Origin of the sequence: Lentzea sp. NPDC058450, assembly GCF_042721395.1 — a bacterium.
Classification (GTDB): domain Bacteria; phylum Actinomycetota; class Actinomycetes; order Mycobacteriales; family Pseudonocardiaceae; genus Lentzea.
Map to the genome: position 1 here is coordinate 48,097 of NZ_JBHXLO010000026.1, position 23,800 is coordinate 71,896.

Genomic DNA, 23,800 nt, shown 5'->3' on the forward strand with positions numbered 1-23,800 from the left:
CATGGCGTAGGGAGAGACATGCTGACGATCGACGGTATTCCGCTTCACCCGTTGCTGGTGCACGCGGTGGTCGTGCTGCTGCCTCTGGCGGCGCTCAGCTCGATCGCGATCTCGCTGGTCCCGAAGTGGCGGCGCAAGTACGCGTGGCCCGTTCTCGGGGTCACGCTGGCCGGTGTCGCCGCTGTTCCGCTGGCCAAGCAGGCCGGCGAGGACTTCCAGGCCGCACTGGAGCGCAACGGCGTGCAGAACCCCCTCATCCAGACGCACGCGGACCTCGGCACGACGCTGCTGCCGATCGCGCTCGGCTTCGGCGTGGCGGTGATCGCGCTGCTGGTCGCCGGACGGCTGGCGGACCGCGAACGGGAGGCCGAGGCACCCACCACGAAGACGTGGCGGGTGATCTCAGTCGTCGTGTCGGTGCTGGTGGTGCTGCTCGCGGTCGGCACGACGGTGCAGACCGTGCGGGCCGGTCACAGCGGTTCGGAGGCCGTCTGGAGCGGCATCGGGAGCTGAAGCGGCGAGGTCGCCGACTGCTTCAGCGTGCGCGTGACCGTGCAGAACTGCTCCACGGCACGCCGGACGACGACCTCCAGGGCTTCCGGGTCCTCGACGGCGGACAGGTCGTACGAGAGCGTCACGGGGATCGAGATCACCTCGTTGCCGCTCTCGGACTGCACCGCGTCCGCCTCGGCTGTCAGCTGATCGCCGCCGGTTCTGCGCAGGATCAACGTCTCCGACGTGACCATCGCGCACCCCGCGGCGGCCGCGACCAGCAGTTCCACCGGGCTGAACGAGCCCTCCTGGCCCTTGCGCCCGATCCGCACCGACGCGCCGCGCCCGTTGGTGGCGACGAACTCGTGCTCGCCGACGCGCTCGATCTCGATCATGTCCGCTCCCCCACCTCGTACCGGCCGCCCTGCACGACCAGCTCACTCGGCCCGCCGAACGCCGACCGGGCCTCCTCCAGCACGTCCTCGCGCGACGTCCACGGCGGCACGTGCGTGATCAGCAACCGGCCGGCGCCCGCGCGGGAGGCCAGCTCACCGGCCTCGCGCCCGGACAGGTGCAGGTCCGGCTGCCGGTCCGGGGCGTGCGTCCAGCTCGCCTCGCTCAGCAGCACGTCCGCGCCCGCGGTCAACGAGTCCAGCGCGTCGCACGGACCGCTGTCCCCGGTGTAGGCGAGCGTGACGCCGCCGCACGAGATGCGGAACCCGTAGGCCTCGCAAGGATGCGCGACCACCGCGGAGTCCACGGTGAACGGTCCGATCTCGACCCGCGACCCCAGGCCGTGGAACGTGAACACGTCGCTGAAGTCCAGCGAGGACCGCTCGGCCTGGTTCGGCGCGTAGGCGGCGACGAACCGCGACGGGGCCTCCTCAGGCGCGTACACCGGCAACGCCGCGGCAGGCGGAACCGGATGATATTTCCTTGCCACGTAGAGAGAAGACACGTCGACGCAGTGGTCGGGGTGCAGGTGCGAGAGCACCAGCGCGTCCATCGAGAACAGCGGCCGTTCCTCCTGGAACCGCGACAGCACGCCGTTGCCGAACTCCAGCGCCAGCGTGAACCCGTCGGCCTCCAGGAGGTATCCCGAGGCGGCGGCGCCGGGTCCGGGAATGCTGCCGGAGCAGCCGAGCACGGTCAGCAGCACATCAGCCCCACTGTTCGAAGGTCGGCAGGAACCGGGCGGCGAGCTTCGCGAACCGCTCGGGCGGGCCGGTGCACGTCACGCGGTGCACGGCGGGTTCGGCGGCGAACTCGTCGCGCTCGGTCAGCAGCCGGACGACGTCCTTCACCGTCTCCTCGGCGCTCGACACCAGCGTCACGTGCTCACCCATGACGATCTGGATCACGCCGGTCAGCAACGGGTAGTGCGTGCAGCCGAGCACCACGGTGTCGACGTCGGCGCGCTGCAACGGTTCCAGGTACGCCTGCGCGAGCCCGAGCACCTGCCGGCCCGACGTGATGCCGCGTTCCACGAAGTCGACGAACCGCGGGCACGGGGCCGCGGTCACCGTCACGTCGCGGGCCGCCTGGAACGAGTCCTGGTACGCGTGCGAGTTGATCGTGCCGACCGTCGCGATCACGCCCACCCGGCCGGACCGGGTCGTCATCACCGCGCGCCGCACGGCGGGGAGGATCACCTCGACCACCGGCACGTCGTAGCGCTCACGGGCGTCGCGGAAGCACGCGGCGGACGCCGTGTTGCACGCGATGACCAGCATCTTCGCGCCTTCGTCCACGAGGCGGTCGCAGATCTCCAGCGCGTGCTTGCGGGCCTGCGCGATCGGCAGCGGCCCGTAGGGACCATGAGCCGTGTCGCCGATGTAGTGGATCGACTCGCCCGGCAACTGGTCCATGATCGCGCGGGCGACCGTGAGGCCGCCGACGCCCGAGTCCATGATCCCGATCGTCACGCCGTGAATGTAGCCGGTGCCTCGGTGCGGCGGTTGTCACGAGACACACCCCACGCAGCCAAAACGCCACCTATTGCGCCGAACAGGTGGCCTTCCCACGACACCCCGGGCTGGCCGGGCAGCACGCCCCACAGCGCCGCGCCGTACAACGCGAACACGCCGACGGCGATCACCAGCTGGAGCCACGAGCGCGCGAAGATCCCGCGCACCAGCAGGAACGCGAGGAAGCCGAACACCAGCCCGGACGCGCCGATGTGGCTGCCGGGGCTGCCGAACACCCACACGCCCAGCGCGGACGTCAGCCAGATGACGGCGGTGATCTGGAAGAACTGCTTCAGGCCGCCCGAGGTCGCGAGGAACCCGAGCAGCAGCAACGGAACGGCGTTGCCGGTGAGGTGACTCCAGTCGCCGTGGATCAACGGCATCCAGAGCAGGTTGTCCCACTCACCGAAGTTCCGGGGCAGCACGCCGTCGTCCTCGAGCGAGCCGCCGGTGGCCACGTCGAAGGCCTCGACGACGTAGAGGAAGCCGACGAACCCGGCCACGACGAGCAACGACAGCACTGGGTGCGGCGGGATGACCCGTTTCGCTAGCGCGGTGCGGTCCACATGACCAGCGTACGTGGCATTTAAGGTGGTTGGGTGGCTATCGAAGTAGCGGTGCGCGCTTCCGCCCAGCTGGGCGAGGGTCCGACGTGGGACCACAGCAGCTCCACGTTGCTGTGGGTGGACATCCTCGCCTCCGAGGTGCACCGGTACGCACCGGCGCGCGACGACGACGCGGTGCTGGTCATGCCGCAGCACGTCGGGGCCGCCAAGCCGCGGTCGCACGGCGGCATCGTCTGCAACCTGCGCGACGGCATCGCCCTGGTCGACCGCGACGGCACCAAGAGCTGGCTCGTCTACTGGGCACGTGAGGGCGTGCGCGGCAACGACGCCGGCGTCGACCCGTCGGGCAGGCTCTGGGCCGGCACGATGCGCTACGACCAGGCCGCCGACGAGGGCTGGCTCGCCAGGATCACCGGCGAGGGCGCCGCGAAGGTCATGGTGGACAAGGTGAACACGAGCAACGGCGTCGGCTGGAGCCCGGACGCCACGCTCATGTACTACGTCGACACGCCGACCCGCCGCATCGACGTCCTCGACTTCGACAACGCCTCCGGCACCGTCGCGAACCGCCGCCCGCTCGCGCACGTCGGCAACACCGACGGCTGGCCGGACGGGCTGACCGTGGACGCCGACGGGTGCGTGTGGGTCGCGTTGTGGGGTGGCCGGGCCGTGCGCCGGTACACGCCCGAAGGCGTGCTCGACCGGGAGATCGAGGTGCCCGTCGACAACCCCACGGCGTGCTGCTTCGGCGGCCAGGACTTCACCGACCTCTACGTCACGTCCGCCCGCTCGGGGCTGTCCGACGAGGCGCTGATGGACCGCCAGCTGAACGGGTCCGTGCTGGTGCTGCCCGGGGTCGGCCAGGGCGTGCCGAGCGTGGCGTTCAACGGCTAGATGTTCTCCCGCTTCATCGGCCGCACGAAGCTGCTCACCGATCTGCGCGGCCTGCTCGCCGAGCACCGCCTCGTCACGCTGACCGGTGCCGGCGGCGCGGGCAAGACCAGGCTCGCGCGGGAGATCGCCGGCACCGTGTTCGTGGAGCTGGCGACGATCAGCCGCCCGGACATGCTGCTGCGCGGGGTCGCCGAGGTGCTGGAGGTCGAGGACAGCGCGGTGCCCGACCACCTCGCGGACCGCAGGACCGTGCTGCTGCTCGACAACTGCGAGCACCTCAGGGACGCCGTCGCGGACCTAGCCACCGACCTGCTGCGGCAGGCGCCCGGCCTCACGGTCCTCGCCACCAGCCGCGAACGGCTCGGCGTGCCCGGCGAGCGCGTCCTCGTCGTGCCACCGCTCGACGTCCCGCCCGCCGACGCCCCGATGAGCGCGGACTTCGAGTCGGTCGCGCTGCTGGCCGACCGCGCGCCGGACTGGCGGCTCACCCCGCAGAACTGGCCCGACGTGGTGAAGCTGCTCAACCGGGTCGCGGGCCTGCCGCTCGCCATCGAGCTCGCGGCCGTGCGGCTGCGCGCGATGCCGCTCACCGAGGTCGTCGAACGGCTCGACGACGAGATGAAGCTGCTCACCCGCAACGACCGGGTGGCGTTGCCGCACCACCGGACCCTGCGCGCGGTCATGGACTGGAGCCACGACCTCTGCACACCCGACGAGCAACGGCTCTGGGCGCAGGTCTCGGTGTTCGCGGGCGGCTGGGACCTTCACGCAGCGGAAGCGGTCAGCGACTCCGGCACGACCCTCGACGACCTCGACGGGCTGGTCGCCAAGTCGATCGTGATCTTCGAGAACGACCGCTACCACCTGCTGGAACCGTTGCGGCAGTACGGCGCCGAACGCCTCGGCGACGACCTCGCCGTCGTGCGCAAACGCCACCTCGACCACTACGGCGAGCTCGTCCGGCACGTGTCGGCGGGCTGGATCACCGACACCGCGCTGGTCGGCGTCCTGCGGGTGGAGATGGCGAACGTCGAGGCCGCGCTGGAGGCGAGCCTGCGCGAACCCGGCCGTGCGCTCGAGCTCGAGTTCCAGCTCGCCCGCATGCACGGCGCGTTCTTCGCGAGCGGCTGGCCCGAGCAGTACCGCAGGCTCCGGCGCGCACTCGAAGGCGGTGCCCACGACCACTGGCACCTCGAAGCGCTCACGTTCGCCGCGTCGCTCGCCCTCACCCTCGGCCGTGCCGACGAGGCGGCCGAGCTCCTCGCCGAGGCCGAACAACTCGACAGCGAGTTCGCGGGCGTGTTCTACGCACGCGGTGAACGCCAGTGGCTGCTGGACGGCGACTACACGGCGTTGGCCACCATGCGCGAGGCACGCGCCCGGTTCGAGCCGGAGCGCCGGGTGATCTTCTCCGTGCACATCGCGATGGCGTCCGCGCTGCTCGCCGAGGAAGAAGAGGTGCGCGCGGACATCGAGGACCTCGCCGCGACGGCCGACAGCAACGAGATCGCCGCCGGGGGCCTGCTGATGGCCAGGGGCGTCGCCGAGCTGCGGTTCGGTTCCCCCGACGAGGCCGCTGACCTGCTGCGAGCCGCGCTCGTCCGGCAACGCGCCAGCGGCGACCAGTGGGGTCCGGTCTGGGCCGTCGAGGCACTCGCGTGGGCGACGGCGGCGAGCGGGCAGGCGCGCAGGGCCGCCCGGCTGCTCGGCGCCGCGGAGGCCGCCCAACGGCTGACCGGGCGTCCGCTCGCGAGCCACGAGACGTTCCGTCAGATGCGCGCGCGGGCCGTGGCCAGGGCGCGCGGCCCCGAGTACCGCCGGGACCACGCGGCGGGCGTGGGGATGCGGTCGTTCGACGAGATCCTCGCGGTGGCGCTCGGCGAGGACACCGGCCCGCTCACGCCGGCCCAGCTGGAGGTGGCGAAGCTCGTCGCCGAGGGCCTCACCAACCGGGAGATCGCGGCGCGGTTGCACAAGTCGCAGCGCACTGTCGAGACCCAGGTGCAGCAGATATTCGCAGCTCTGGGCGTGCAGAAGCGCGTTATGATCGCTCAGCGGCTCAACCTGAGTTGATGAGCGTCATACGTATGGCATCTTGCGGTTTATACGGATGTGCGCCCCTCAGCCGGTGAACTACAAAGAAGCAGTTCACCGGCCGCACGAACATCTGGGGGGATGTCATGAGCGAAGATCTGGCCTGGAAGGGCGCCTGAGTCCGTCAGGCGTTCATCACGCCCAGAGGTGGCCGTCGAGCTTGGCGGCCGCCTCGTCCAGCGTTCCGGCGTAGGCACCGGTGGAGAGGTACTTCCACCCGGCGTCCGCCACGATGAACACGATGTCCGCGGACTTCCCCGCCACCTCGGCCTTCTGCGCCACGGCCAGCGCCGCGTGCAGGATCGCGCCCGTCGAGATGCCGGCGAAGATGCCCTCGGTCTCCAGCAGCTGCCGGGTGCGGCGCAACGCGTCGTAGGAGCCGACCGAGTACCGCCCGGTCAGCACCGACTCGTCGTACAGCTCCGGCACGAAGCCCTCGTCGAGGTTGCGCAGCCCGTAGACCAGCTCGCCGTAGCGCGGTTCGGCGGCGATGACCTGCACGTCCGGCTTGGCCTCGCGGAGGAACCGCCCGACGCCGACCAGCGTGCCCGTCGTGCCGAGACCGGCGACGAAGTGCGTGATCTCCGGCAGGTCCTTCAGGATCTCCGGACCCGTGCCGCGGAAGTGCGCCTCCGCGTTGGCCGGGTTCCCGTACTGGTAGAGCATGATCCAGTCGGGGTTCTGCTTCGCGAGCTCCTTCGCCGTGGCGACCGCCTGGTTCGACCCGCCGGCGGCGGGCGAGAACACGATGCGCGCGCCGTACGCCTGCAGCAACTGCTTGCGTTCGGTCGAGGTGTTCTCCGGCATCACGCACACCAGGCCGTAGCCCTTGAGCTTCGCGGCCATGGCGAGCGAGATGCCGGTGTTGCCGGACGTCGGCTCCAGGATCGTCGCACCGGGACGCAGGATGCCGTCCCGCTCCGCCGCCTCGATCATGGCCAGCGCGGGCCGGTCCTTGATCGAGCCGGTCGGGTTGCGGTCCTCGAGCTTCGCCCAGATGCGCACGTTCTCGGACGGCGACAGGCGCGGCAGGCCCACCAGAGGCGTTCCGCCGAGCGCGTCGAGGAGCGATTCGTAGCGGGCCATGTCGGAGATCAGCCGCCTGCGACGGCCGGGAGGATGGTGACGTTGTCGCCGTCCTTCACCGCGGACTCGAGGCCACCGGAGAAGCGCACGTCCTCGTCGTTGACGTAGACGTTGACGAAGCGGTGCAGCACGCCCTCCTTGACCAGGCGCGCCTTGAGGCCGCCGTGGTTGTTCTCCAGGTCGTCGATGACCTCGGCGAGCGTCGTACCGCTGGCGGACACCGACTTCTCGCCCCCGGTGTGGGTGCGCAGGATCGTCGGGATCGACACGGTGACTGCCATGGTGGTTCTACCTCCGGGAAACGGGTGCAACTCAGGATTCGATGATCTTGACCGGTTCCTCGGTCACGACACCGTCGACGATGCGGTACGACCTCAGCTCGTGCTCGTCGGGGTCACGCGTGGAGACGAGCACGTAGTGCGCCTCCGGCTCCCCCGCGAACGAGATGTCGGTGCGGGACGGGTACGCCTCCGTCGCGGTGTGCGAGTGGTAGATCACCACGGGCACCTCGTCGTTCGCGTCCATTCCGCGCCACACCTTGAGCTGCTCGGCCGCGTCGAACCGGTAGAACGTCGGCGACCGCTCCGCGTTCTCCATCTCGATGAAGCGCTCAGGGCGGTCGGACCCGTACGGCCCGGCGATCACCCCGCACGCCTCGTCGGGATGGTCGCGGCGCGCGTGGGCCACCATCGCGTCCACCAGGTCACGGCGAATCACCAGCACGCCCCAATCCTACGGGCTGGCGGGAGTTGTCTCGGTATGCGAGATACCGGCGCGTGCACCTGGTTTGACCTGGACTGATGCGACTCAGAGATCGCGGAACGCCGGCACGCCGTTCAGCGAGGTCGCCTCACGTGCCCCGGACACCACGGCCGCCGCGAACACCTCGGCCGCGGCGGCGCACAACGCGTCCAGCGCGAACACCCTCGGCTCCGCGAGCGGCACGGCCCCGGTGGCCAGCGCGAACACCGTGTCGCCGTCGAACATCGAGTGCGCGGGCCGCACGGCGCGGGCCAGGCCGTCCTGCGCGGCCATCGCGAGCCGCCGGCACTCCGCCTTGGTCAGGTCCGCGTCCACCGCGACCACGCCGATCGTGGTGTTGAGGCCGTCCGGCTTGCGTTCGGGCACCGTCACGGCCGTGGTCCCGAGCGACGGCTCCCACGGCAGTCCGGACGCCCGGTCGACGACCTCGCCGGCCGCGTTCACCACGGCCAACGCGCCGATCTGATGCGCGCCGACCGTGCTCACCGCGCTCCCGACGCCGCCCTTCAACGCCCCGACGCGTGCCCCGGCACCAGCGCCGACGCAGCCGAGGTCGAACGTCTCGGCGGCCGCCTCGCAGGCCGCGTAGCCGAACGACGAGTCCGGCCGGTTGCCCCACTCGGACATCGGCAGGTCGAAGATCACCGCGCCGGGCACGATCGGCACGACGTGGTGCGGCTGCGCGCCCACCGGGAAGCCGATCGAGCGTTCCGAGAGCCAGCGCATGACGCCGTCCGCCGCCGCGAGCCCGTAGGCGGAGCCGCCGGACAGGCACACCGCGTGCACCTGCTGGACCAGGTTCGACGGGTCGAGCAGGTCGGTCTCGCGGGTGCCGGGCGCGCCACCGCGTCCGTCGACGGCGCCGACCGCTCCGGCCGACACCAGCACGACCGTCGTGCCCGTGGCCCAGCCGTCCTCGATCCGGTGGTGATGCCCGACGAGAACGCCGGGAATCACGGCATCATCGCTTCGACCAGCGTGTCCTGCACCCAGGTCAGCCAGTGGTAGACGCCGAGGTGCGGCGAGCGCGGGTCCTCCGGCGGCAGCTCGTCCGGCATGTCCTCGGTGACGTCCAGCGCTGTCCCCAGCGCCAGCCGCACGTCGTTCAGCGACGCCATCCAGGCCTCGGCCTGCGCGATCGACAGCCGGATCTCCCCGCCGTCGGGCGAGCAGGTCTCCAGCACGACCTCGGCCGCGTTGGTCTTGTGGTCGAGCAGCTCCGGCTCGTGCAACGACCGCAGCGCCGAGGCCGAGTTGACCTCGTCCGGGTCGGGCGCGTCGTCGTCGAGCCGGTGGAAGTCCGGCAGCAGCCTGCCGAGGATCGGGTCGTCGGGCGCTTCCGACGGACCTGTCCTGATGCCGGTCAGCTCGGCCAGCTCGTCCTGCGGCGCTTCCTCGGCGCGGGCGATCAGCATGTCCTGGATCTGGCTGACCAGACCGCGCACGACCGCGGCCTCCTGCCGGTCCAGCCTGCCGATGACCACGTCACCGTCGCGGATCCACCTCTTCACGAGGCCCGCTGCATGGTCGCCCACAGCCCTGCCGCGTGGAGCTTCGCCACGTCGGCCTCCACCTTGTCCTTGGTCCCCGATGTCACGATCGCCTTGCCCTTGTGGTGCACGTCGAGCATCAGCTTGGTCGCATGGTCCCTGCTGAAGCCGAACAGCTTCTGGAACACGTACGTCACGTAGGACATGAGGTTTACCGGGTCGTTCCAGACCACGGTCTGCCAGGGTCGGTCCTCGGCGGCGACTTCCTCACCGACGGCCTCCGGCTGCGTCCGTTCCTGTTCGACGGGCGTGGTCATACCGCCAATGGTGTCATGTTCGCCGCAGTGACGGAGACCGCGTGCGGGTAAACCACCTGCGACCTTAGGGTTGGTGACCATGAACTCGACGGCGTTGCTGACCGATCACTACGAGCTCACCATGCTCGCGGCCGCGTTGCGTGACGGCACTGGTGACCGTCCGTGCGTGTTCGAGGTCTTCGCCCGCAGGCTCCCGGACGGCCGCCGCTACGGCGTGGTCGCCGGGGTGAACAGGCTGCTGGACGCGATCGCGGACTTCCGGTTCGGCGAGGAGGAGATCGACCAGCTGCGCCGCAACGCCGTGGTCGACGACTCCACTTTGGAATGGCTCGCGAACTACCGCTTCTCCGGTGAGATCGACGGCTACCCCGAGGGCGAGCTGTACTTCCCCGGCTCGCCGATCCTCACGGTGCGCGCGTCGTTCGCCGAGGGCGTCGTGCTGGAGACGCTCGCGCTCTCGATCCTCAACCACGACAGCGCCATCGCGTCCGCCGCCGCCCGCATGGTGACCGCCGCCAACGGCCGTCACATGATCGAGATGGGCTCGCGGCGCACGCACGAGGAGTCCGCCGTGGCCTGTGCCCGCGCGGCCTACCTGGCGGGCTTCCACGCCACCTCGAACCTCGAAGCGGGGCGCCGCCACGGCATCCCGACGGCCGGCACGTGCGCGCACGCGTTCACGTTGCTGCACGACACCGAGGAAGAGGCGTTCCAGAGCCAGATCGAGGCGCTCGGCGTCGGCACGACGTTGCTGGTCGACACCTACGACATCAGCGAGGGCATCAAGAAGGCCATCGCGGTCGCCGGCCCCGAGCTGGGCGCGATCCGGATCGACTCGGGCGACCTCGGCGTGATGGCGCGGCAGGCCCGCGACCAGCTCGACTCGCTGGGCGCCCGCAACACCCGCATCGTCGTGTCGAGCGACCTCGACGAGTACGCGATCGCCGCCCTGCGCGCCGAGCCCGTGGACGCGTACGGCGTGGGCACGTCGGTCGTCACCGGGTCGGGCGCGCCGACCGCGGGCATGGTCTACAAGCTGGTCGAGGTCGACGGCCGGCACGTCGAGAAGCGCAGCACGTCGAAGCAGTCGCGCGGCGGCTGGAAGAAGGCGCTGCGCCGGCACAAGGACACCGGAACGGCGCTGGAAGAGGTCGTGTTCCAGGCCTCGAACGAACCCGAGCTCGGCGAGTACGACAGGCTGGTGCAGCTCCCGTTGATGCGCGGCGGACAGCAGACCGACGAGGTGCCGACGCTGGAGCAGAACCGCGAACGCCTGCGTGCCGCGCTGGTGAGCGTGCCGTGGGAGGGCCTCAAGCTCTCGCGCGGCGAGCCCGCGATCCCGACGATCTACCTGGAGGGCTGACATGACCAAGGCGCTGATCGTCGTGGACGTGCAGAACGACTTCTGCGAGGGCGGCTCGCTGGCCGTGGCCGGTGGTGCGGCCGTGGCGGCGGCCATCTCGCAGCACATCGCCACCTCGGCGTACGACCACGTCGTGGCGACGCGGGACTACCACGTCGACCCCGGCCCGCACTTCTCGCTGACGCCGGACTTCATCGACTCGTGGCCGGTGCACTGCGTGGCGGGCTCGCCCGGCTCGTCGTTCCACCCGGAGCTCGACGTGTCCGGCATCGAGCAGGTCTTCTCGAAGGGCCGGTTCGCCGCCGCCTACTCGGGTTTCGAGGCGGAGAACGACCTCGCGGGCTGGCTGACGGACAAGGGCGTGACCGAGGTCGACGTCGTCGGCATCGCGACCGACCACTGCGTGCGCGCCACGGCACTCGACGCGCAGCGCAACGGTTTCCGCACGACGGTCCTCGTCGACCTGACGGCGGCGGTCGCCCAGACCACCCGCGACGCAGCCGTCGAAGAGCTGCTGGCCGCGGGTGTCCACGTGTCCTAAGGGGTCGGTGAGCAGGCGACCGTGCCCACGGTGATCGTGCCGGTGTAGCCGGACGACGGTTCGAAGGTGACCTTCAGCAGGGTCATGCTGATGCTGCCGTCGTTCGGCTCCGGGAACACCGTGTCGGTGAACTTGGCCCTGGCCAGCACGGTGCCGTTGTTCGCCTTGATCTCGTGCACGTAGCCGGGCGTGATCTCCTTGGGCAGGCCCGTCCACCCGGACATCGCCTTGAGCGACCAGCCCGCCGCCGTGCCCTTCTCGTCGGCGGTGCAGGTGATGGTCCACTCGCCGATCTTGAGCCGCGGGCCCTTCAGCCCGCCGGGAAGGCCGGCGAGCGCGGACAGGTCGAAGGCCTCGCCCTTGGCCGCGGACGTGGTCTTCGTCAGGAACTTCGCCGGGTCCACCATCTCGGTCGTGCAGGTGGAACTGGTCGGCCCGATCGCGAGACCGGTCCTGCTGACCGCGGGGCTGGAGCCGCTGACGGTGCCGGCCGCGTCCGGGTTCACGTCGCACACCGCGAGCGGCGCCACCTTGTACGCCTGACCCGACTTCGCGAAGTCGGCGGCGCCGGACGACGCCGTGCCGGGCGGATTCGCCGCGAGCGCGGGGGCCGCGGTCGCGAACGTCAACGCGACCACAGCGCCCGCGATCGAAATCTTGCGCATTTTTCGCATTGCCTCGTTTCCCACGGCCCGATAATGGTTGTGATGCGGGGCGTTGATAACGCCTCGGCACCTCATGTCACCCATTCGTGTAGGCAATTGCCTGACCGAGTGACATCTTTCAGCGGACTCCGGCGAGGGTGGCGAACGGCTCCCGGCGCGGCAGGGCCGTCGGGAGTCCCGCCAGCCTCTCCAGGGCGGAGCACACCCGCACGGCGGCACGCCCGTCGCCGAACGGGTTGCGCCCCAGCGGAAGCCGCAACCGGGAGCCGAGCACCCATCCCGCCTCGGCGAGGATGCGGGTGGTGTCGGTGCCGACGAGCCAGGCGCACCCGGCGTCGACGGCGAGCATGCGTTCGGTGGTCTCGCGCAGCACCAGGACGGGCACGCCGAACGACGGCGCCTCCTCCTGGATGCCGCCGGAGTCCGTCAGCACGAGGGACGCGCGCTTGAGCACGCGCACGAGGTCCGGGTAGTCGAGCGGGTCGGTGATGACGACGCGCTCGTGGCCGCCCAACAGCGACACGACCTGTTCGCGCACACCGGGGTTCGGGTGCGCGGGGATCAGCACGTGCAGGTCGGGGTGGCGGTCGGCGATGGCGCGCACGGCGTTGAGCACGCGCATGAGCGGGCGGCCCCACGACTCGCGCCGGTGCACGGTCAGCAGCATCAGCCGACCGCCGGTGGCGTCGAGGGTGCGTTCGAGGGCCACCAGATCAGGACTGCGCGCGGGCAGGTCGAGCGCCGCGACGCGTTGCACGGCGTCCACGACCGTGTTGCCGGTGACGACGATGTGGCTGTCCGGCAGGGATTCGCCGCTGAGCGCGTTCGCGGCGTCGTCGGTCGGCGCGAGGTGCAGCGACGTGATGCGGGAGATCATCTGCCGGTTCCCCTCCTCGGGGAACGGGCCGTAGAGGTCGCCCGTGCGCAGCCCGGCTTCCAGGTGTGCCACGGGAATGCCGCGCCAGAACGAGGCCAGCGCGGCGGCCAGCGTCGTCGTGGTGTCGCCCTGCACGAGGGTGACCGCGGGGTCGCGTTCCTCCAGCACGGCGTCGAACTCGGGCAGCAGCCGGGAGACCAGCTCGGCCTGCGTACCGGTGCTGCGGGGGACGTCCAGGCGGATGTCCGGCACCAGGTCGAACGCGCCGAGCGCCTGCTCGACCATGCCGGAGTGCTGTCCGCTGTGGACGATCGTGGGGTGCAGGCCCGGGTGGCCGCGCAGGGCGATGGCGACCGGGGCGATCTTCAGCGCTTCGGGCCGGGTACCGGCCACCAGCAGAACCTCTTTGCTCACCGTTGCGTCCTCTTTCTCGCAGGAGACCGGGGAGTCCGTCCCGGGGGCCGGGGGCAACCCCTCGGGACGGACCATGTCAGCCAGCTCGGTTCGGTCTGGCCTGGACGGGGACGGCACGGCGCCTCTTCCGCGTGGAGTGCATGAGGAACGCACCCGCGGCGAGAAGGACGATGCCCGCGACGATCCACCACGTCACGTCGGCGCCGGTGACCGCAAGGGCACCCACGCTCGTGCCGACACCCACGCCGGTACCGGGGACCTTGTACATCTGCCGCTCTCCTCAGGCCGCGTTCAGCGACGCGCGTCGGCGCAGCGCCACGAAACCGACCGGAGCGGCGACGACACCGAGCAGACCGAGGCCGATCCACAGGCCCGCCCCCGACGCCATCGGGATGGGCAGGCCGGCGGGGCCGCACGTGGCCGACGAGATGATCACGTCGCCCGTGCCGATGCCGCCGAGCACGCCCTGCAGCAGCTTGACGTGAATCGCGTTCACCGTGAGGCTGCCGTCGTCGTTCTTGATCTGCTCGTTGAAGATCACTTCAGCGATCTTGATGCCCGCCAGCTGGACGTCCAGCTTCGTGTTGGCCGCCGGGTCCGCGTTCACCTCTCCGAGCTTGCCGAGGTTGACGCCCGCGAGCTTGGCCTTGCCGGTCAGCCCCTTCTGGGTCGCCGCGCACTCCGCCTCCACCACCTCGGCGGAGATCTTCCCGGTGACCTTGGAGAGCAGGTCGACCTTGACGTCGACGGTGCTCGCTCGCGACTGCACACCGCCGGACTTCTCGTCACGCGACGCGGAGGCGTTGATGACACCGGTCTTCAGAATCCCGGTGAGGTCGACGCCTGCGAACGTGTTCTGCGTGGGACCGTTCGCATTGGCTGCGGCGAACGGCTCCGCGTTGACCGCGGGGCTGCCGAGCAGCGTCACGTTGAGCTTCGCACCGTAGGCCGAGGCGTCCCCCGGAGCGGCAGAAGCGGGTGCGGCACCGACCAGGAGTGCGGCAATCGCGATGACTCCGGCCAGTCCCGTCGTTCGGACTCGCATGAAACTCCTTCCCTTGATTCCTCCGGCTCCCGTTGGGCGTGGTGATACCAATCTGGTTTCACGCTTTCCGGGGGCAATTACCGGCATCGGCTTTCTTTCGAGGGAACTGAGGGTTACTCCCCGTATCGAGGGACACGACCACTCGTCTCGCCCAATCGAGGCCACTCATCGTGGGTTTTTTGATCAATTTCCGGTTACGGCGTCACCCGATCCGGGGGTGAGGGATGACGTTCCGTCTACCGATGGAGGGTCTAGTAGCCCGTCTGGGCGCTCCCTCATCGGTGGAAAGGATCTTCGGGTGACGCTTGCCCTGCGCCGCACCGCATTCCCGAGCCGGGTGACCGTGGTGGTCCTCGTCGCCCTCGCGGCAGGACTCGTGTTCGCACACCGGCTGTACCGGACGGCGGAGATCTCGTTGTCCGGCGCGATCCTGAGCGTCATCAGCTCCTACGGCGTGCACGTGGTCCCCGAGCGCCAGACCGTCTACTTCGGACTGGGCTCGGACACTCCCCTGGGCCTGCGGATGACGCCGGAGTGCACGTCCGCGTTCCTGGTGCTGCCGCTGATCGTGGTCGGCGCGGTGATGATCGCGTTGCGGCCGCGGATCCAGTCGCGCGTGCTGTTCGCGCTGGGCGTGGCGGCGCTGGCGGTGGTGGTCGTGAACCAGTTCCGCGTGCTCACGCTGGTGGGGCTGGTCCAGTGGCTGGGCATCGACACCGGCTACTACTGGGGCCACACGCTGCTGGGGTCGATGGTGAGCGTGTTCGGTGGCGCGGCCGCGCTGGTCGCGTTCGTCTGGCTGGCGACGCGGAAGTGAGCCTCGACCTCGTCCTCGGGTTCACGCAGGCGCTCGCTCTGACGATGAGCGTCGCCTTCGTGACGTACGTGTTCGTGATCGTGGTGCCGTACCTGCGGCGCAAGCCCGCACCCGTGGGCGAGCCGTCGTCGTTGGAGTGGCACTTCTTCGTGCCGTGCCGCGACGAGGAGGCCGTTATCGGCGGCACGATCAGGTACCTGCGCGAGACGTTCCCCATCGCGCACGTGTGGGTCATCGACGACGACTCCGACGATCGCACCGCCGGCGTCGTGCGGACGTTGAAGCGCAACGGCGGTATCCGCGATCCGCAGATCCATCTCGTGCAACGCCAACGGCCCTATGCCCGCACCGGCAAGGGCAACGCGCTGAACGACGCCTACCGCACGTTGAAGATGTGGATGGGTCGCCGGGCGGACGCCGACCGTGCGATCGTCGTGGTGGTGGACGCCGACGGACGTCCGGCCCCGAACTGCCTGGAAGTCTGTGCCGCCACTCATCTCTTCGGCAATCCGCGCATCGGCGCCGTGCAGGTGGACGTGCGGATGATCAACGCCGGACAGCGGCAACCGGGCGTGACGCGGTGGCGCCGGGCGTTCGGTGCCGGGCTGGTGCGGATGCAGGACCTGGAGTTCCGCACGGCCATCGCGGCGATCCAGATGTCGCGCGGTGCGACGGGCACGATCTCCATGGGTGGCAACGGACAGTTCACCCGACTGTCCGCTTTGGACTCGATCGCCGGGACGACCGGGTCGCCGTGGCGCGGGTCGTTGCTGGAGGACTTCGAGCTCGGCGTGCACCTGCTGACCGCCGGGTGGCACACGGGCTTTTCCTTGGACACCCACGTGAACCAGGAAGCGTTGTACTCGTTGCGTCGCTTCCTGGCGCAGCGCACCCGTTGGGGCCAAGGAACCATGCAGTGCATGCGTTACCTGCGGCGCATCTGGGACTCCGACCACCTGACGACGTTGGGGGCGGCGGAGATGATGTACTACCTGGCCCAGCCGTGGATGCAGTTGCTGGGCACGCTGATCTACCCGATTCCGATGGCGATGATGGCGTACCGGTTCGCCGTGTCACCCACCGAAGTCGTGACGTGGTTCTTCGACGGCGCGTGGATCCTCTTCACCGTGTACGGCGCGTTCGGTCTGTTGCCGTTCGTCCTGTGGGGACCGGTCTATCGCGCGCGCTGCGAACCTGTCGGTTTCTGGAAGTCCATCGCGTACGGGTTCGGCTACGCGCTGTACATCTACACGTTCTACATCACGTCGTGGCGCGCGCTGATCCGGTTGGTGCGCGGCAACAACGGCTGGACCAAGACGCGCCGCAACGAAGACCGCGTGGCGGGCAAGGTCGCTCTCGATGTGTGACCGGTCACTTTGTAGACATGGAACAAAGACGTTCTCGAGTCGGCGTGGTTAATCTCAGGTTCTCTCGATTCCGCCTGGGAGGGAACGTGACACTCGCACTCGCGCCCCGTCGCACCGTGCTCGCCGACTTCGTGCCGGGAGCCCTGGCCCGCGACCTGACGCTGGTCGTCGCCGGTGCCGCCTTCACCGGTCTCGCCGCCCAGGTGGCGCTGCCGATTCCGGGCAGCCCGGTCCCGCTGACGGGCCAGACGTTCGCCGCTCTGCTCGTCGGCGCTTCGCTCGGCTGGCAACGAGGTGCGACCTCGATGCTGCTCTACCTGATCGCGGGCGTCGCGGGGGTGCCGTGGTTCCAGGGCGGCTCGTCCGGCGTCCCGGTGTCGCTCGGGTACGTCGTCGGCTTCGTGTTCGCGGGCGCTTTGGTGGGCTACCTGGCCGGACGTGGCGGCGACCGCACGCCGTTGCGCACCGTCGGCCTGATGGCGCTGGGCAACCTCGCGATCTACTCGGTGGGCGTGCCGTGGCTGATGGCCGCTACGGGCATGTCGCTGGGCAAGGCCCTGACCGTGGGCGTGCTGCCGTTCCTGATCGGCGACGCGGTGAAGATCGCGCTGGCCGCGGGCCTGCTGCCGGGAGCCTGGGCGCTCGTCCGCCGTCGGTAGCTTGGACCAGGTGGTCACACCTGGGGAATATCTGTCTTTCTTGGATGCGCGTCTGCCGGGTCTTGTGGCAGGCGCGCATCTTTATGGGTCACGCGTGCTGGACGACGTCGTTCCCGACACGAGATCGTCGGCAAGCCCCGAGCCGGCGAACTGGCCGCCGCCCGCTGGCCCGACCTGCCGGTCCTCGACCTGGTCGCCTCCCGCCGTGGCGAGAACGTCCCGCTGAAGGTCTCGCACGCCCTGGCGTCCCTCGACCTGTACGACCGGATCATGGCCGACGTAACGACCTGACCTCCGCGGCCGAGAAATCCGCGTGACGACGCATACCCCCGAAGAGCTGGGCTGCCTCGCGGGCGGCCCGGCCCGCGCGGCCGAGGTCGCCCTGGCCCGCCTGATCCAGGCCGGCCTGGTCCGGGTCTCGCGCGAGGGCGTGCTGAGCGCCGTCCACGTGCCCGGCCAGGGCCCCGCCACCCCGCTGGAAGCCCAGATCCTGCGCGGCCTGCGCCACGGCCGCCTGCTGAACGACATCGTCTACAGCGCGTTCGCCTCCCCCGAGGCCGAGGGCCTGCGCACCCACCTCGTCAACCGCAAGCTCCTGCGCCGCCGCCGTTCCTGGCGTCCCCGCCTGTACCCGTGGCTGTTCCTCGCGGCACCGGTGCTGGCGATCGCCGGCGTGATGAGCGCCGTGGCCCCGCACCTGCTGGTGGACTTCCTGGACTTCGGCCCGCCGCTGACCGAGTTCCCGTTCTGGTACTTCTTCGCGGGTGCCGCGGTGGCGGTCGTCTGGGCGTCGATCCTGCGCGCCCGCGACCCCGGCCGCCTGCGCACCAGGGCGGGCTACGTGCTGGTCAAGCGGGCCCAGAACCGGGCGAGCTCCCGGGACCCGATCGGCGCCGTCGCGGCCCGCGGGTTGCGCGGACGGGCCGGCGGGATGGCGATCGCGGGGATGTTCGGGCTGTCGGCGCTCGCGATCGGCATGCTGCCGGGACGGGAGACGACGTCCAGCCACAGCTGCGGGGGCGGGTGCTCGTCGGACAGCAGTTGCTCCTCGGGCGACAGCGGGGGCAGCAGCTGTGGCGGCGGTGGATGTGGTGGCGGTTGTGGTGGAGGCGGCGGCGACTGAGCACACCCCCGAAGCCGTCTTCCTCTCGCGGGTCTGACGAGACTGTCGGACCTGCCGGGTACGGTCTGTCCCGTGCCTGAAGTTCCCCCCACCCTGAGCCTTCTCGAAACCGCCGTCCACGCCGTCGGTGGTGCGGAGCGCCCTGGTCAGGTGGAGATGGCGGAGGCCGTCGACCACTCGATCCGCACGGGCGAGCACCTCGCCGTGCAGGCGGGAACGGGTACCGGCAAGTCGCTCGCGTACCTGGTGCCGTCGATCCGGCACGCCGTCGCCGAGGACGAGACCGTCGTGGTCTCGACGGCGACGATCGCCCTCCAGCGGCAGCTGGTGGACCGGGATCTGCCGCGGCTGTCCAAGGCGTTGAAGAAGGAGCTGGGGCGGGAGCCCACGTTCGCGATCCTCAAGGGGCGCCGGAACTACCTGTGCATGCACCGCGTGCACAACGGGGCGCCGGACGAGCCGGAGGAGGACGCGCTGTTCGACCCGTTCGCGGTGTCGAAGCTCGGGCGCGAGGTGAAGCGGCTGCACGAGTGGTCGTCGGACACCGAGACCGGCGACCGCGACGAGCTGGTGCCCGGCGTGAGCGAGCAGGCGTGGCGGCAGGTGAGCGTCACGGCCCGGGAGTGTCTGGGGGTCAGCAAGTGCCCGATCGGGGCGGACTGCTTCGCGGAACGGGCGCGCGCGGAAGCGGGCAAGGCGGACGTGGTGGTCACGAACCACGCGATGCTCGCCATCGACGCGTTGGAGGGCTACCAGGTGTTGCCCGACCACGACGTGGTGGTGATCGACGAGGCGCACGACCTGGTCGACCGCATCACGTCCGTGGCGACGGAGGAGCTGAGCGGGTCCAGCGTCGGCATGGCCGCGCGCCGGTGCGGCCGGCTCATCGACCAGGACATCGCGGACCGGCTGGCCGAGGCCGGTGACGGGCTCGCGATGATCCTCGAGGACATGCCGTCGGGCCGTCTCGACGCACTGCCGCGCGCCCTCTCCGGCGCGCTCGCCGCCACCAGGGACGCGGCGCACAACTGCGTGACGGCCCTCGGATCGGAACGCAAGGAGGACCCGGACGGGGCGACGGCGCGCAAGCTGGCGCTGGCACTCCTCGAAGAGGTCCACGACTGCGCGGTCCGGGTGCTGGAGGCGTTCGACGAGGAACGCGACGTCGTGTGGGTGTCGGGCGACTTCAACCAGAAGGCGCCGTCGCTGCGGGTCGCCCCGCTCGGCGTGGGCGGGCTGCTGCGCGAACGGCTGTTCGCCAAGCGCACCACGGTCCTGACGTCCGCGACGCTGACGCTCGGCGGCGCGTTCGACACGATGGCCCGCCAGTGGGGGCTGCCGCCGTCGGAGAAGGTCCGCAAGATCGAGGGCGCGGCGACCGACAAGGACATCGACGGTCCCAAGTGGACGGGCCTCGACGTCGGCTCGCCGTTCCAGCACGGCACGAGCGGAATCCTCTACGTGGCCAAGCATCTGCCGCAGCCGGGCCGCGACGGCCTGCCGCCGGAGTACCTGGACGAGATCGAGGGCCTGGTGAACGCGGCGGGTGGCCGCGCGCTCGGCCTGTTCTCCTCGACCCGCGCGGCCAAGGCGGCCACGGAGGCGTTGCGGGACAGGCTCGACCACCCGATCCTGTGCCAGGGCGACGACGCGACCGGCCTGCTGGTCAAGAAGTTCTCCGAGGACGAGCGCACCTGCCTGTTCGGCACGCTGTCGCTGTGGCAGGGCGTCGACGTGCCCGGTCCCAGCCTCCAACTCGTGATCATGGACCGCATCCCGTTCCCCAGGCCGGACGACCCGCTGGCGTCGGCCCGGCAGAAGGCGGTGAGCTCGCGCGGCGGCAACGGCTTCCTGACCGTCGCCGCCACGCACGCCGCCCTGCTGATGGCCCAGGGCGCCGGCCGCCTGCTGAGGTCGATGTCGGACAAGGGCGTCGTCGCCGTCCTCGACCCTCGCATCGCCACGGCCCGCTACGGCGGCTTCATCAGGGCCTCACTGCCGCCGTTCTGGACGACCTACGACCCCGAGGTCGTCCGCGCCGCGCTCAAGCGTCTGGACGCTGCCCAGACGAAGTGATCCGCTCGATTAGTTCGTCGCGGAAGGCCTCGGCCTCCGCCCGGTCCTCGGAGGCGTCCGCCTTCTTCAGCGCGCCTTCGAGGATCTTCAACGCCTGCCGCTCGTCCCCGCGCGCATCGGCCTGCCGGGCCGCGTTCTCCATCGCGCGGGCCAGCGGGGTCTTCGCCTCGGGTTCCTGAGCCGCCTTGCTGAACCGGACCCAGTTGCCGCCCGGATCGACGACGACGAACCCGGTGTACCGGTCGTTGCGCAGCCGGGGCCGGGTCATCCGCGGAATACCGGCGATGAGCACTTTCTTGTGCACCGCGCGCATCCCCGCCGCAAAGGCCTCGTACAACGACCCGGTGTCCTCCACGATCACCACGCACGTGCTGTGCGAGTTCTCCGGCACGTGCCCCGGCATCCCGTAAAAGTGCAGGTTGCAGTCTTCACGCCGCAACGCCACGTAAGGGTTCGGCTTCATCTGCCGATAGGTGATCGAAAAGCCGAGCATCTCGTAGAACGACGCCATCTCGTCGATGTCCACACAGGGCAGAAGCGGAATTGTCAGTTCGTTGGCCACCGCCCGAAGCTAAGCCCGAAACGGCCAAAACGACACGGAGCAATTTGCTCAAGCGAACAGCAACACCACCCCGCCCGCCAACACCAACGCCGACACCACGGCGAGCAGGAGCACCCGCTTCCGAGGCGTCCCCGCGTGCTTCAACGCAATCCCCAACGGACCGACCACGACAGCCCCTCTCCCCGGCATCACGACAGCGGCCCGCACCGCCCCGAACGCCACCGCCCACGGCGACATCCCGAGCTCACGAGCCCCGACCACATCCGCTTCCCACTGCTCACGCCACCGAGCGTCCGACGCCACCAGCCGCACCACGAACAACGCGACCCTCATGTCGCCGCCCTGGGCACGAACCGAGGCCGAGGAGCAGCCCGGGCCACGACCTTGCGCGCCTCAGCGGCCCCTTCGGCGGTCAGCCGGTACATCCGCCGGCGAGGCCCGCGCCGTTCCGCGTCGTCGTCCCAGACCGAGGTCACCCACCCGGCGCGTTCCAACCGGTCCAGCAACGGATACACGCTGCCGGACGGCCTGCCGGTGAGCTTGATGATCTCCAGTCCCCACCGCGGCTCGTCGGCGCCGAGCAGCACCTCGAGCACGTCCGCGGTGGCCTTGCCGATGCGTTGCAGTGGCTCCACGCCACTAAGACTACCTATGTAGATTAAGCCGTTCAAGCAGCTCTTCGCGGAACTCCAGCGCCGACGCCCGCTCCTCCTCCGAAGCGTGCACCTCCCGCACCAGCGCCCCTTCGAGGATCTTCAACGCCTGCCGCTCGGCCCCGTGCGACCCCGCCAGCGTCACCGCGTTCGTCAGCGCCCGCGACAGCCCGTTGCGCCCCGGCTCCTGCCGCTCCCGCACCGCCGGCACCACCCGGATCCAGTTCCCACCGGGGTCGACCAGCAGGAACCCGTCGCGCCGAGGCCGGGTCATCCGCGGGATCCCGCTCAGCAGCACCTGCCCGTACACCGCCCGCATCCCGGCGGCGAACGCCTCGTACAGCTCACGCGGGTCCTCGGCCTGGATCAGGCACGAGCTGTACGACGCGGTGACGTCGTAGTCGGGGATGCCGAAGAAGTGGAGGTTGATCTCCTCGCGCCGCACCGACAGGTACGCGTTCGGGCGGTACTGCCGGTACGTGACGGTGAACCCGAGCATCACGTAGAACTCGGCGACCTCGTCGATGGAGGCGCACGGCAGCAGCGGGATCGTCACCTCGTTGGCCACGTCGCCAAACTAGCGCCGCAGGTCAGCCGTCGACCAGCAATCCACGTAACGGTCCTTGCAATCTTCCGGCACGACGAGACACACCGGGCAATGACGTCACACGGCCAGAGCCCTCCAGCTCACGCCGCCACACCTCGTCGACCACGAGATGCGCCGGGCCGGAAACATCCGCCTCCAGATGTTCCGACCACAGCCGCAGCCTCGTCGCGCGCACCACGTCGGCGTCGTCGGTCACGACGTTCACCTCGGTGTCGTTGAACAACGAGTGCTCGTTCAGGTTCGCCGACCCGACCGACATCCACCGGTCGTCCACAATGGACAGCTTCGCGTGCACGTACACCGGGGCATCACCATGTGCGACGAGCGTTGCGGCGACGAGTCGGTCGGAAGCATCAGCGTCCAGCAGACGACCGAGCTGACCGCGCGTGGTGTCGGCGCCGTTGCTCGGCTTCTGCGGCAGCAGCAACACCATCCGGAACTCGTCGGACGGCGGCCGCCTCAGCTTCTCCAGCAGCACCTCGGTGATCTCCGGCGACCACAGGAACTGGTTCTCCACGTAGATCAACGACTCCGCCGCTCGCAACGCCCTCAGGTACGAGTCCAGCAGGCTGAAGTCGCCGTGCGGGGCGAACGAGTAGGTCTTCTCCGGGATCGTGCGCACCAGCTGCACCGACGACGACCCGGCCTCGGGCGGCACCTCGGGCACCGGCAGGGTCTCCCCCGCGATCTCCAGCCACCGCGCCGAGAAGTGCGCCGCCACCTCCGCGACGACCGGGCCCTCCAGCCGGGCCACGTGGTCGTGCCAGCCCAGGTCGCGCGGCGGGTGCTCGGGCGAGTCGTGCCGGTCGCCCTCCACGGCCGTCATGTCGAGGCCGCCGACGAACGCCACGTCGTCGACGATCACGACCTTCTCGTGGTGGCAGTGCATCGTCCGTTCGCGCGCGTCCAGCTCGCACCGGACGGCTCCGCACTTCCAGAAAGCCTTCTGCGCGGCCAAAGCGCGCTTGCGCGTCGGTTCGAACATCGGGAACGGCGGCCCGGCCCACAGCAGCACGCGCACCGGAACCCGTTCCGCCGCAGCGGAAAGCAGCTCGCGCAGCTGCGGCGCGCCCGGCTCGCGGGTCAGCCGGAAGTCCGGCGACGCGTGCCAGTTCGCGATGTGCACGTACTTCTGGGCCTTCTCGATCGCGGCGGCCACCGCGGGAAACGCCGCGGCTCCGTCGACGAGGATCTCGATCGAGTTGCCGTGCTGGACCGGCCGGCGCGGAGTGAACCACCCCGCGCCCTCGCCGGCGAGCACGTCGCCCCACCCCAGCCGCCGCAACCGGCGCGTGTGGTGCGAGCACAACATGTTCTCCAGCCCGTCGCCGAGCCGGGCGTCAAGAACGTCGAGTAAGCCCAC

At 70.2% G+C, this 23,800-nt stretch carries 29 protein-coding genes; 10 read left to right on the forward strand and 19 right to left on the reverse strand.

From position 1 onward, the window contains the following. The first annotated feature begins 18 nt into the window (after positions 1-18). On the forward strand, positions 19-513 hold the full coding sequence (locus ACFWNN_RS32315; protein ID WP_382443723.1) for a DUF2231 domain-containing protein: 495 nt from the start codon (positions 19-21) through the stop codon (positions 511-513). Here the strand turns inward: ACFWNN_RS32315 and ACFWNN_RS32320 are convergent. The 4 genes from ACFWNN_RS32320 to ACFWNN_RS32335 are packed head-to-tail and all read right to left on the reverse strand — an operon-like array spanning position 471 to position 3,025. Further along, positions 471-887: an OsmC family protein gene (locus ACFWNN_RS32320; RefSeq protein ID WP_382443724.1), complete on the reverse strand. Its 417-nt coding sequence runs from the start codon at positions 885-887 to the stop codon at positions 471-473. The genes ACFWNN_RS32315 and ACFWNN_RS32320 overlap by 43 nt on opposite strands. Continuing rightward, on the reverse strand, positions 884-1,651 hold the full coding sequence (locus ACFWNN_RS32325; RefSeq protein WP_382443725.1) for an MBL fold metallo-hydrolase: 768 nt from the start codon (positions 1,649-1,651) through the stop codon (positions 884-886). The genes ACFWNN_RS32320 and ACFWNN_RS32325 overlap by 4 nt, the downstream gene beginning before the upstream one ends. Position 1,652: 1 nt before the next feature. After that, on the reverse strand, positions 1,653-2,402 hold the full coding sequence (gene murI, locus ACFWNN_RS32330) for a glutamate racemase (protein WP_382443821.1): 750 nt from the start codon (positions 2,400-2,402) through the stop codon (positions 1,653-1,655). 11 nt (positions 2,403-2,413) lie between these two features. Then, a complete protein-coding gene (locus ACFWNN_RS32335; protein ID WP_382443726.1) occupies positions 2,414-3,025 on the reverse strand; it encodes a rhomboid family intramembrane serine protease in 612 nt (203 codons plus the stop codon). A 33-nt stretch (positions 3,026-3,058) separates the two neighbouring features. On the opposite strand from ACFWNN_RS32335, the gene ACFWNN_RS32340 reads away from it, so the two are divergent. After that, a complete protein-coding gene (locus ACFWNN_RS32340) occupies positions 3,059-3,919 on the forward strand; it encodes an SMP-30/gluconolactonase/LRE family protein (RefSeq protein WP_382443727.1) in 861 nt (286 codons plus the stop codon). Further along, positions 3,920-5,992 carry a LuxR C-terminal-related transcriptional regulator gene (locus ACFWNN_RS32345; protein ID WP_382443728.1) on the forward strand — a complete coding sequence of 691 codons (2,073 nt, stop codon included), beginning with the start codon at positions 3,920-3,922 and terminating at the stop codon, positions 5,990-5,992. A gap of 156 nt (positions 5,993-6,148) precedes the next feature. Here the strand turns inward: ACFWNN_RS32345 and ACFWNN_RS32350 are convergent, their stop codons facing one another. The 6 genes from ACFWNN_RS32350 to clpS form a co-directional block, all read right to left on the reverse strand. Then, positions 6,149-7,099, reverse strand: a complete 951-nt coding sequence (locus tag ACFWNN_RS32350; RefSeq protein WP_382443729.1) for a PLP-dependent cysteine synthase family protein — start codon at positions 7,097-7,099, stop codon at positions 6,149-6,151. Between the two features lie 8 nt (positions 7,100-7,107). Next, positions 7,108-7,380 (reverse strand): MoaD/ThiS family protein, encoded by a 273-nt coding sequence (locus tag ACFWNN_RS32355; protein WP_382443730.1) that lies wholly within the window; start codon positions 7,378-7,380, stop codon positions 7,108-7,110. A 31-nt stretch (positions 7,381-7,411) separates the two neighbouring features. Further along, on the reverse strand, positions 7,412-7,822 hold the full coding sequence (locus tag ACFWNN_RS32360; protein ID WP_382443731.1) for a Mov34/MPN/PAD-1 family protein: 411 nt from the start codon (positions 7,820-7,822) through the stop codon (positions 7,412-7,414). 84 nt (positions 7,823-7,906) lie between these two features. Continuing rightward, complete coding sequence (locus ACFWNN_RS32365) at positions 7,907-8,818, reverse strand: P1 family peptidase (protein WP_382443732.1); 912 nt, start codon at positions 8,816-8,818, stop codon at positions 7,907-7,909. Beyond that, positions 8,815-9,372, reverse strand: a complete 558-nt coding sequence (locus ACFWNN_RS32370) for a DUF2017 domain-containing protein (RefSeq protein WP_382443733.1) — start codon at positions 9,370-9,372, stop codon at positions 8,815-8,817. Before ACFWNN_RS32370 ends, ACFWNN_RS32365 begins: the two co-directional genes overlap by 4 nt. Continuing rightward, a complete protein-coding gene (clpS, locus tag ACFWNN_RS32375) occupies positions 9,369-9,668 on the reverse strand; it encodes an ATP-dependent Clp protease adapter ClpS (protein WP_030479230.1) in 300 nt (99 codons plus the stop codon). Before clpS ends, ACFWNN_RS32370 begins: the two co-directional genes overlap by 4 nt. Positions 9,669-9,747: 79 nt before the next feature. Here clpS and ACFWNN_RS32380 point away from each other — a divergent pair, with 79 nt between their 5' ends. Together ACFWNN_RS32380 and ACFWNN_RS32385 are read left to right on the forward strand one after the other, a co-directional pair. Further along, positions 9,748-11,031, forward strand: a complete 1,284-nt coding sequence (locus ACFWNN_RS32380; RefSeq protein WP_382443822.1) for a nicotinate phosphoribosyltransferase — start codon at positions 9,748-9,750, stop codon at positions 11,029-11,031. A gap of 1 nt (position 11,032) precedes the next feature. Continuing rightward, a complete protein-coding gene (locus ACFWNN_RS32385) occupies positions 11,033-11,572 on the forward strand; it encodes an isochorismatase family protein (RefSeq protein ID WP_382443734.1) in 540 nt (179 codons plus the stop codon). On the opposite strand, the gene ACFWNN_RS32390 is transcribed toward ACFWNN_RS32385, so the two are convergent. The 4 genes from ACFWNN_RS32390 to ACFWNN_RS32405 form a co-directional block, all read right to left on the reverse strand. Further along, positions 11,569-12,237: a hypothetical protein gene (locus tag ACFWNN_RS32390; RefSeq protein WP_382443735.1), complete on the reverse strand. Its 669-nt coding sequence runs from the start codon at positions 12,235-12,237 to the stop codon at positions 11,569-11,571. The two genes, ACFWNN_RS32385 and ACFWNN_RS32390, sit on opposite strands and share 4 nt — an antisense overlap. A gap of 118 nt (positions 12,238-12,355) precedes the next feature. Then, positions 12,356-13,528: a non-hydrolyzing UDP-N-acetylglucosamine 2-epimerase gene (gene wecB / locus ACFWNN_RS32395; RefSeq protein WP_382443736.1), complete on the reverse strand. Its 1,173-nt coding sequence runs from the start codon at positions 13,526-13,528 to the stop codon at positions 12,356-12,358. Positions 13,529-13,604: 76 nt separating this feature from the next. Then, complete coding sequence (locus tag ACFWNN_RS32400; RefSeq protein WP_382443737.1) at positions 13,605-13,796, reverse strand: LPXTG cell wall anchor domain-containing protein; 192 nt, start codon at positions 13,794-13,796, stop codon at positions 13,605-13,607. A gap of 12 nt (positions 13,797-13,808) precedes the next feature. Further along, positions 13,809-14,573, reverse strand: a complete 765-nt coding sequence (locus ACFWNN_RS32405; RefSeq protein WP_382443738.1) for a choice-of-anchor P family protein — start codon at positions 14,571-14,573, stop codon at positions 13,809-13,811. A 298-nt stretch (positions 14,574-14,871) separates the two neighbouring features. Between ACFWNN_RS32405 and xrtP the strand changes: the two genes are divergently transcribed. From xrtP to ACFWNN_RS32430, 5 genes are all read left to right on the forward strand, one after another. Next, positions 14,872-15,390, forward strand: a complete 519-nt coding sequence (xrtP, locus tag ACFWNN_RS32410; protein ID WP_382443739.1) for an exosortase P — start codon at positions 14,872-14,874, stop codon at positions 15,388-15,390. A 44-nt stretch (positions 15,391-15,434) separates the two neighbouring features. Next, entirely contained in the window at positions 15,435-16,757 is a 1,323-nt protein-coding gene (locus ACFWNN_RS32415; RefSeq protein ID WP_382443823.1) for a glycosyltransferase, read from the forward strand. Positions 16,758-16,873: 116 nt separating this feature from the next. Further along, a complete protein-coding gene (locus tag ACFWNN_RS32420) occupies positions 16,874-17,416 on the forward strand; it encodes a biotin transporter BioY (protein ID WP_382443824.1) in 543 nt (180 codons plus the stop codon). Between the two features lie 313 nt (positions 17,417-17,729). Continuing rightward, the gene (locus ACFWNN_RS32425; RefSeq protein WP_382443740.1) at positions 17,730-18,539 is read left to right on the forward strand and encodes a TIGR04222 domain-containing membrane protein; all 810 of its coding nucleotides are present in this window, start codon (positions 17,730-17,732) and stop codon (positions 18,537-18,539) included. A gap of 156 nt (positions 18,540-18,695) precedes the next feature. Next, positions 18,696-20,615, forward strand: a complete 1,920-nt coding sequence (locus ACFWNN_RS32430; RefSeq protein WP_382443825.1) for an ATP-dependent DNA helicase — start codon at positions 18,696-18,698, stop codon at positions 20,613-20,615. Here the strand turns inward: ACFWNN_RS32430 and ACFWNN_RS32435 are convergent. The 5 genes from ACFWNN_RS32435 to ACFWNN_RS32455 are packed head-to-tail and all read right to left on the reverse strand — an operon-like array spanning position 20,584 to position 23,800. Then, the gene (locus tag ACFWNN_RS32435) at positions 20,584-21,177 is read right to left on the reverse strand and encodes a hypothetical protein (protein ID WP_382443741.1); all 594 of its coding nucleotides are present in this window, start codon (positions 21,175-21,177) and stop codon (positions 20,584-20,586) included. The two genes, ACFWNN_RS32430 and ACFWNN_RS32435, sit on opposite strands and share 32 nt — an antisense overlap. 48 nt (positions 21,178-21,225) lie before the next feature. Beyond that, positions 21,226-21,510, reverse strand: a complete 285-nt coding sequence (locus ACFWNN_RS32440; RefSeq protein WP_382443742.1) for a hypothetical protein — start codon at positions 21,508-21,510, stop codon at positions 21,226-21,228. Beyond that, positions 21,507-21,812, reverse strand: a complete 306-nt coding sequence (locus ACFWNN_RS32445; protein ID WP_382443743.1) for a helix-turn-helix transcriptional regulator — start codon at positions 21,810-21,812, stop codon at positions 21,507-21,509. The genes ACFWNN_RS32440 and ACFWNN_RS32445 overlap by 4 nt, the downstream gene beginning before the upstream one ends. Before the next feature lie 10 nt (positions 21,813-21,822). Next, entirely contained in the window at positions 21,823-22,398 is a 576-nt protein-coding gene (locus ACFWNN_RS32450; RefSeq protein ID WP_382443744.1) for a hypothetical protein, read from the reverse strand. A gap of 22 nt (positions 22,399-22,420) precedes the next feature. Further along, positions 22,421-23,800, reverse strand: a complete 1,380-nt coding sequence (locus ACFWNN_RS32455) for a phosphatidylserine/phosphatidylglycerophosphate/cardiolipin synthase family protein (protein ID WP_382443745.1) — start codon at positions 23,798-23,800, stop codon at positions 22,421-22,423.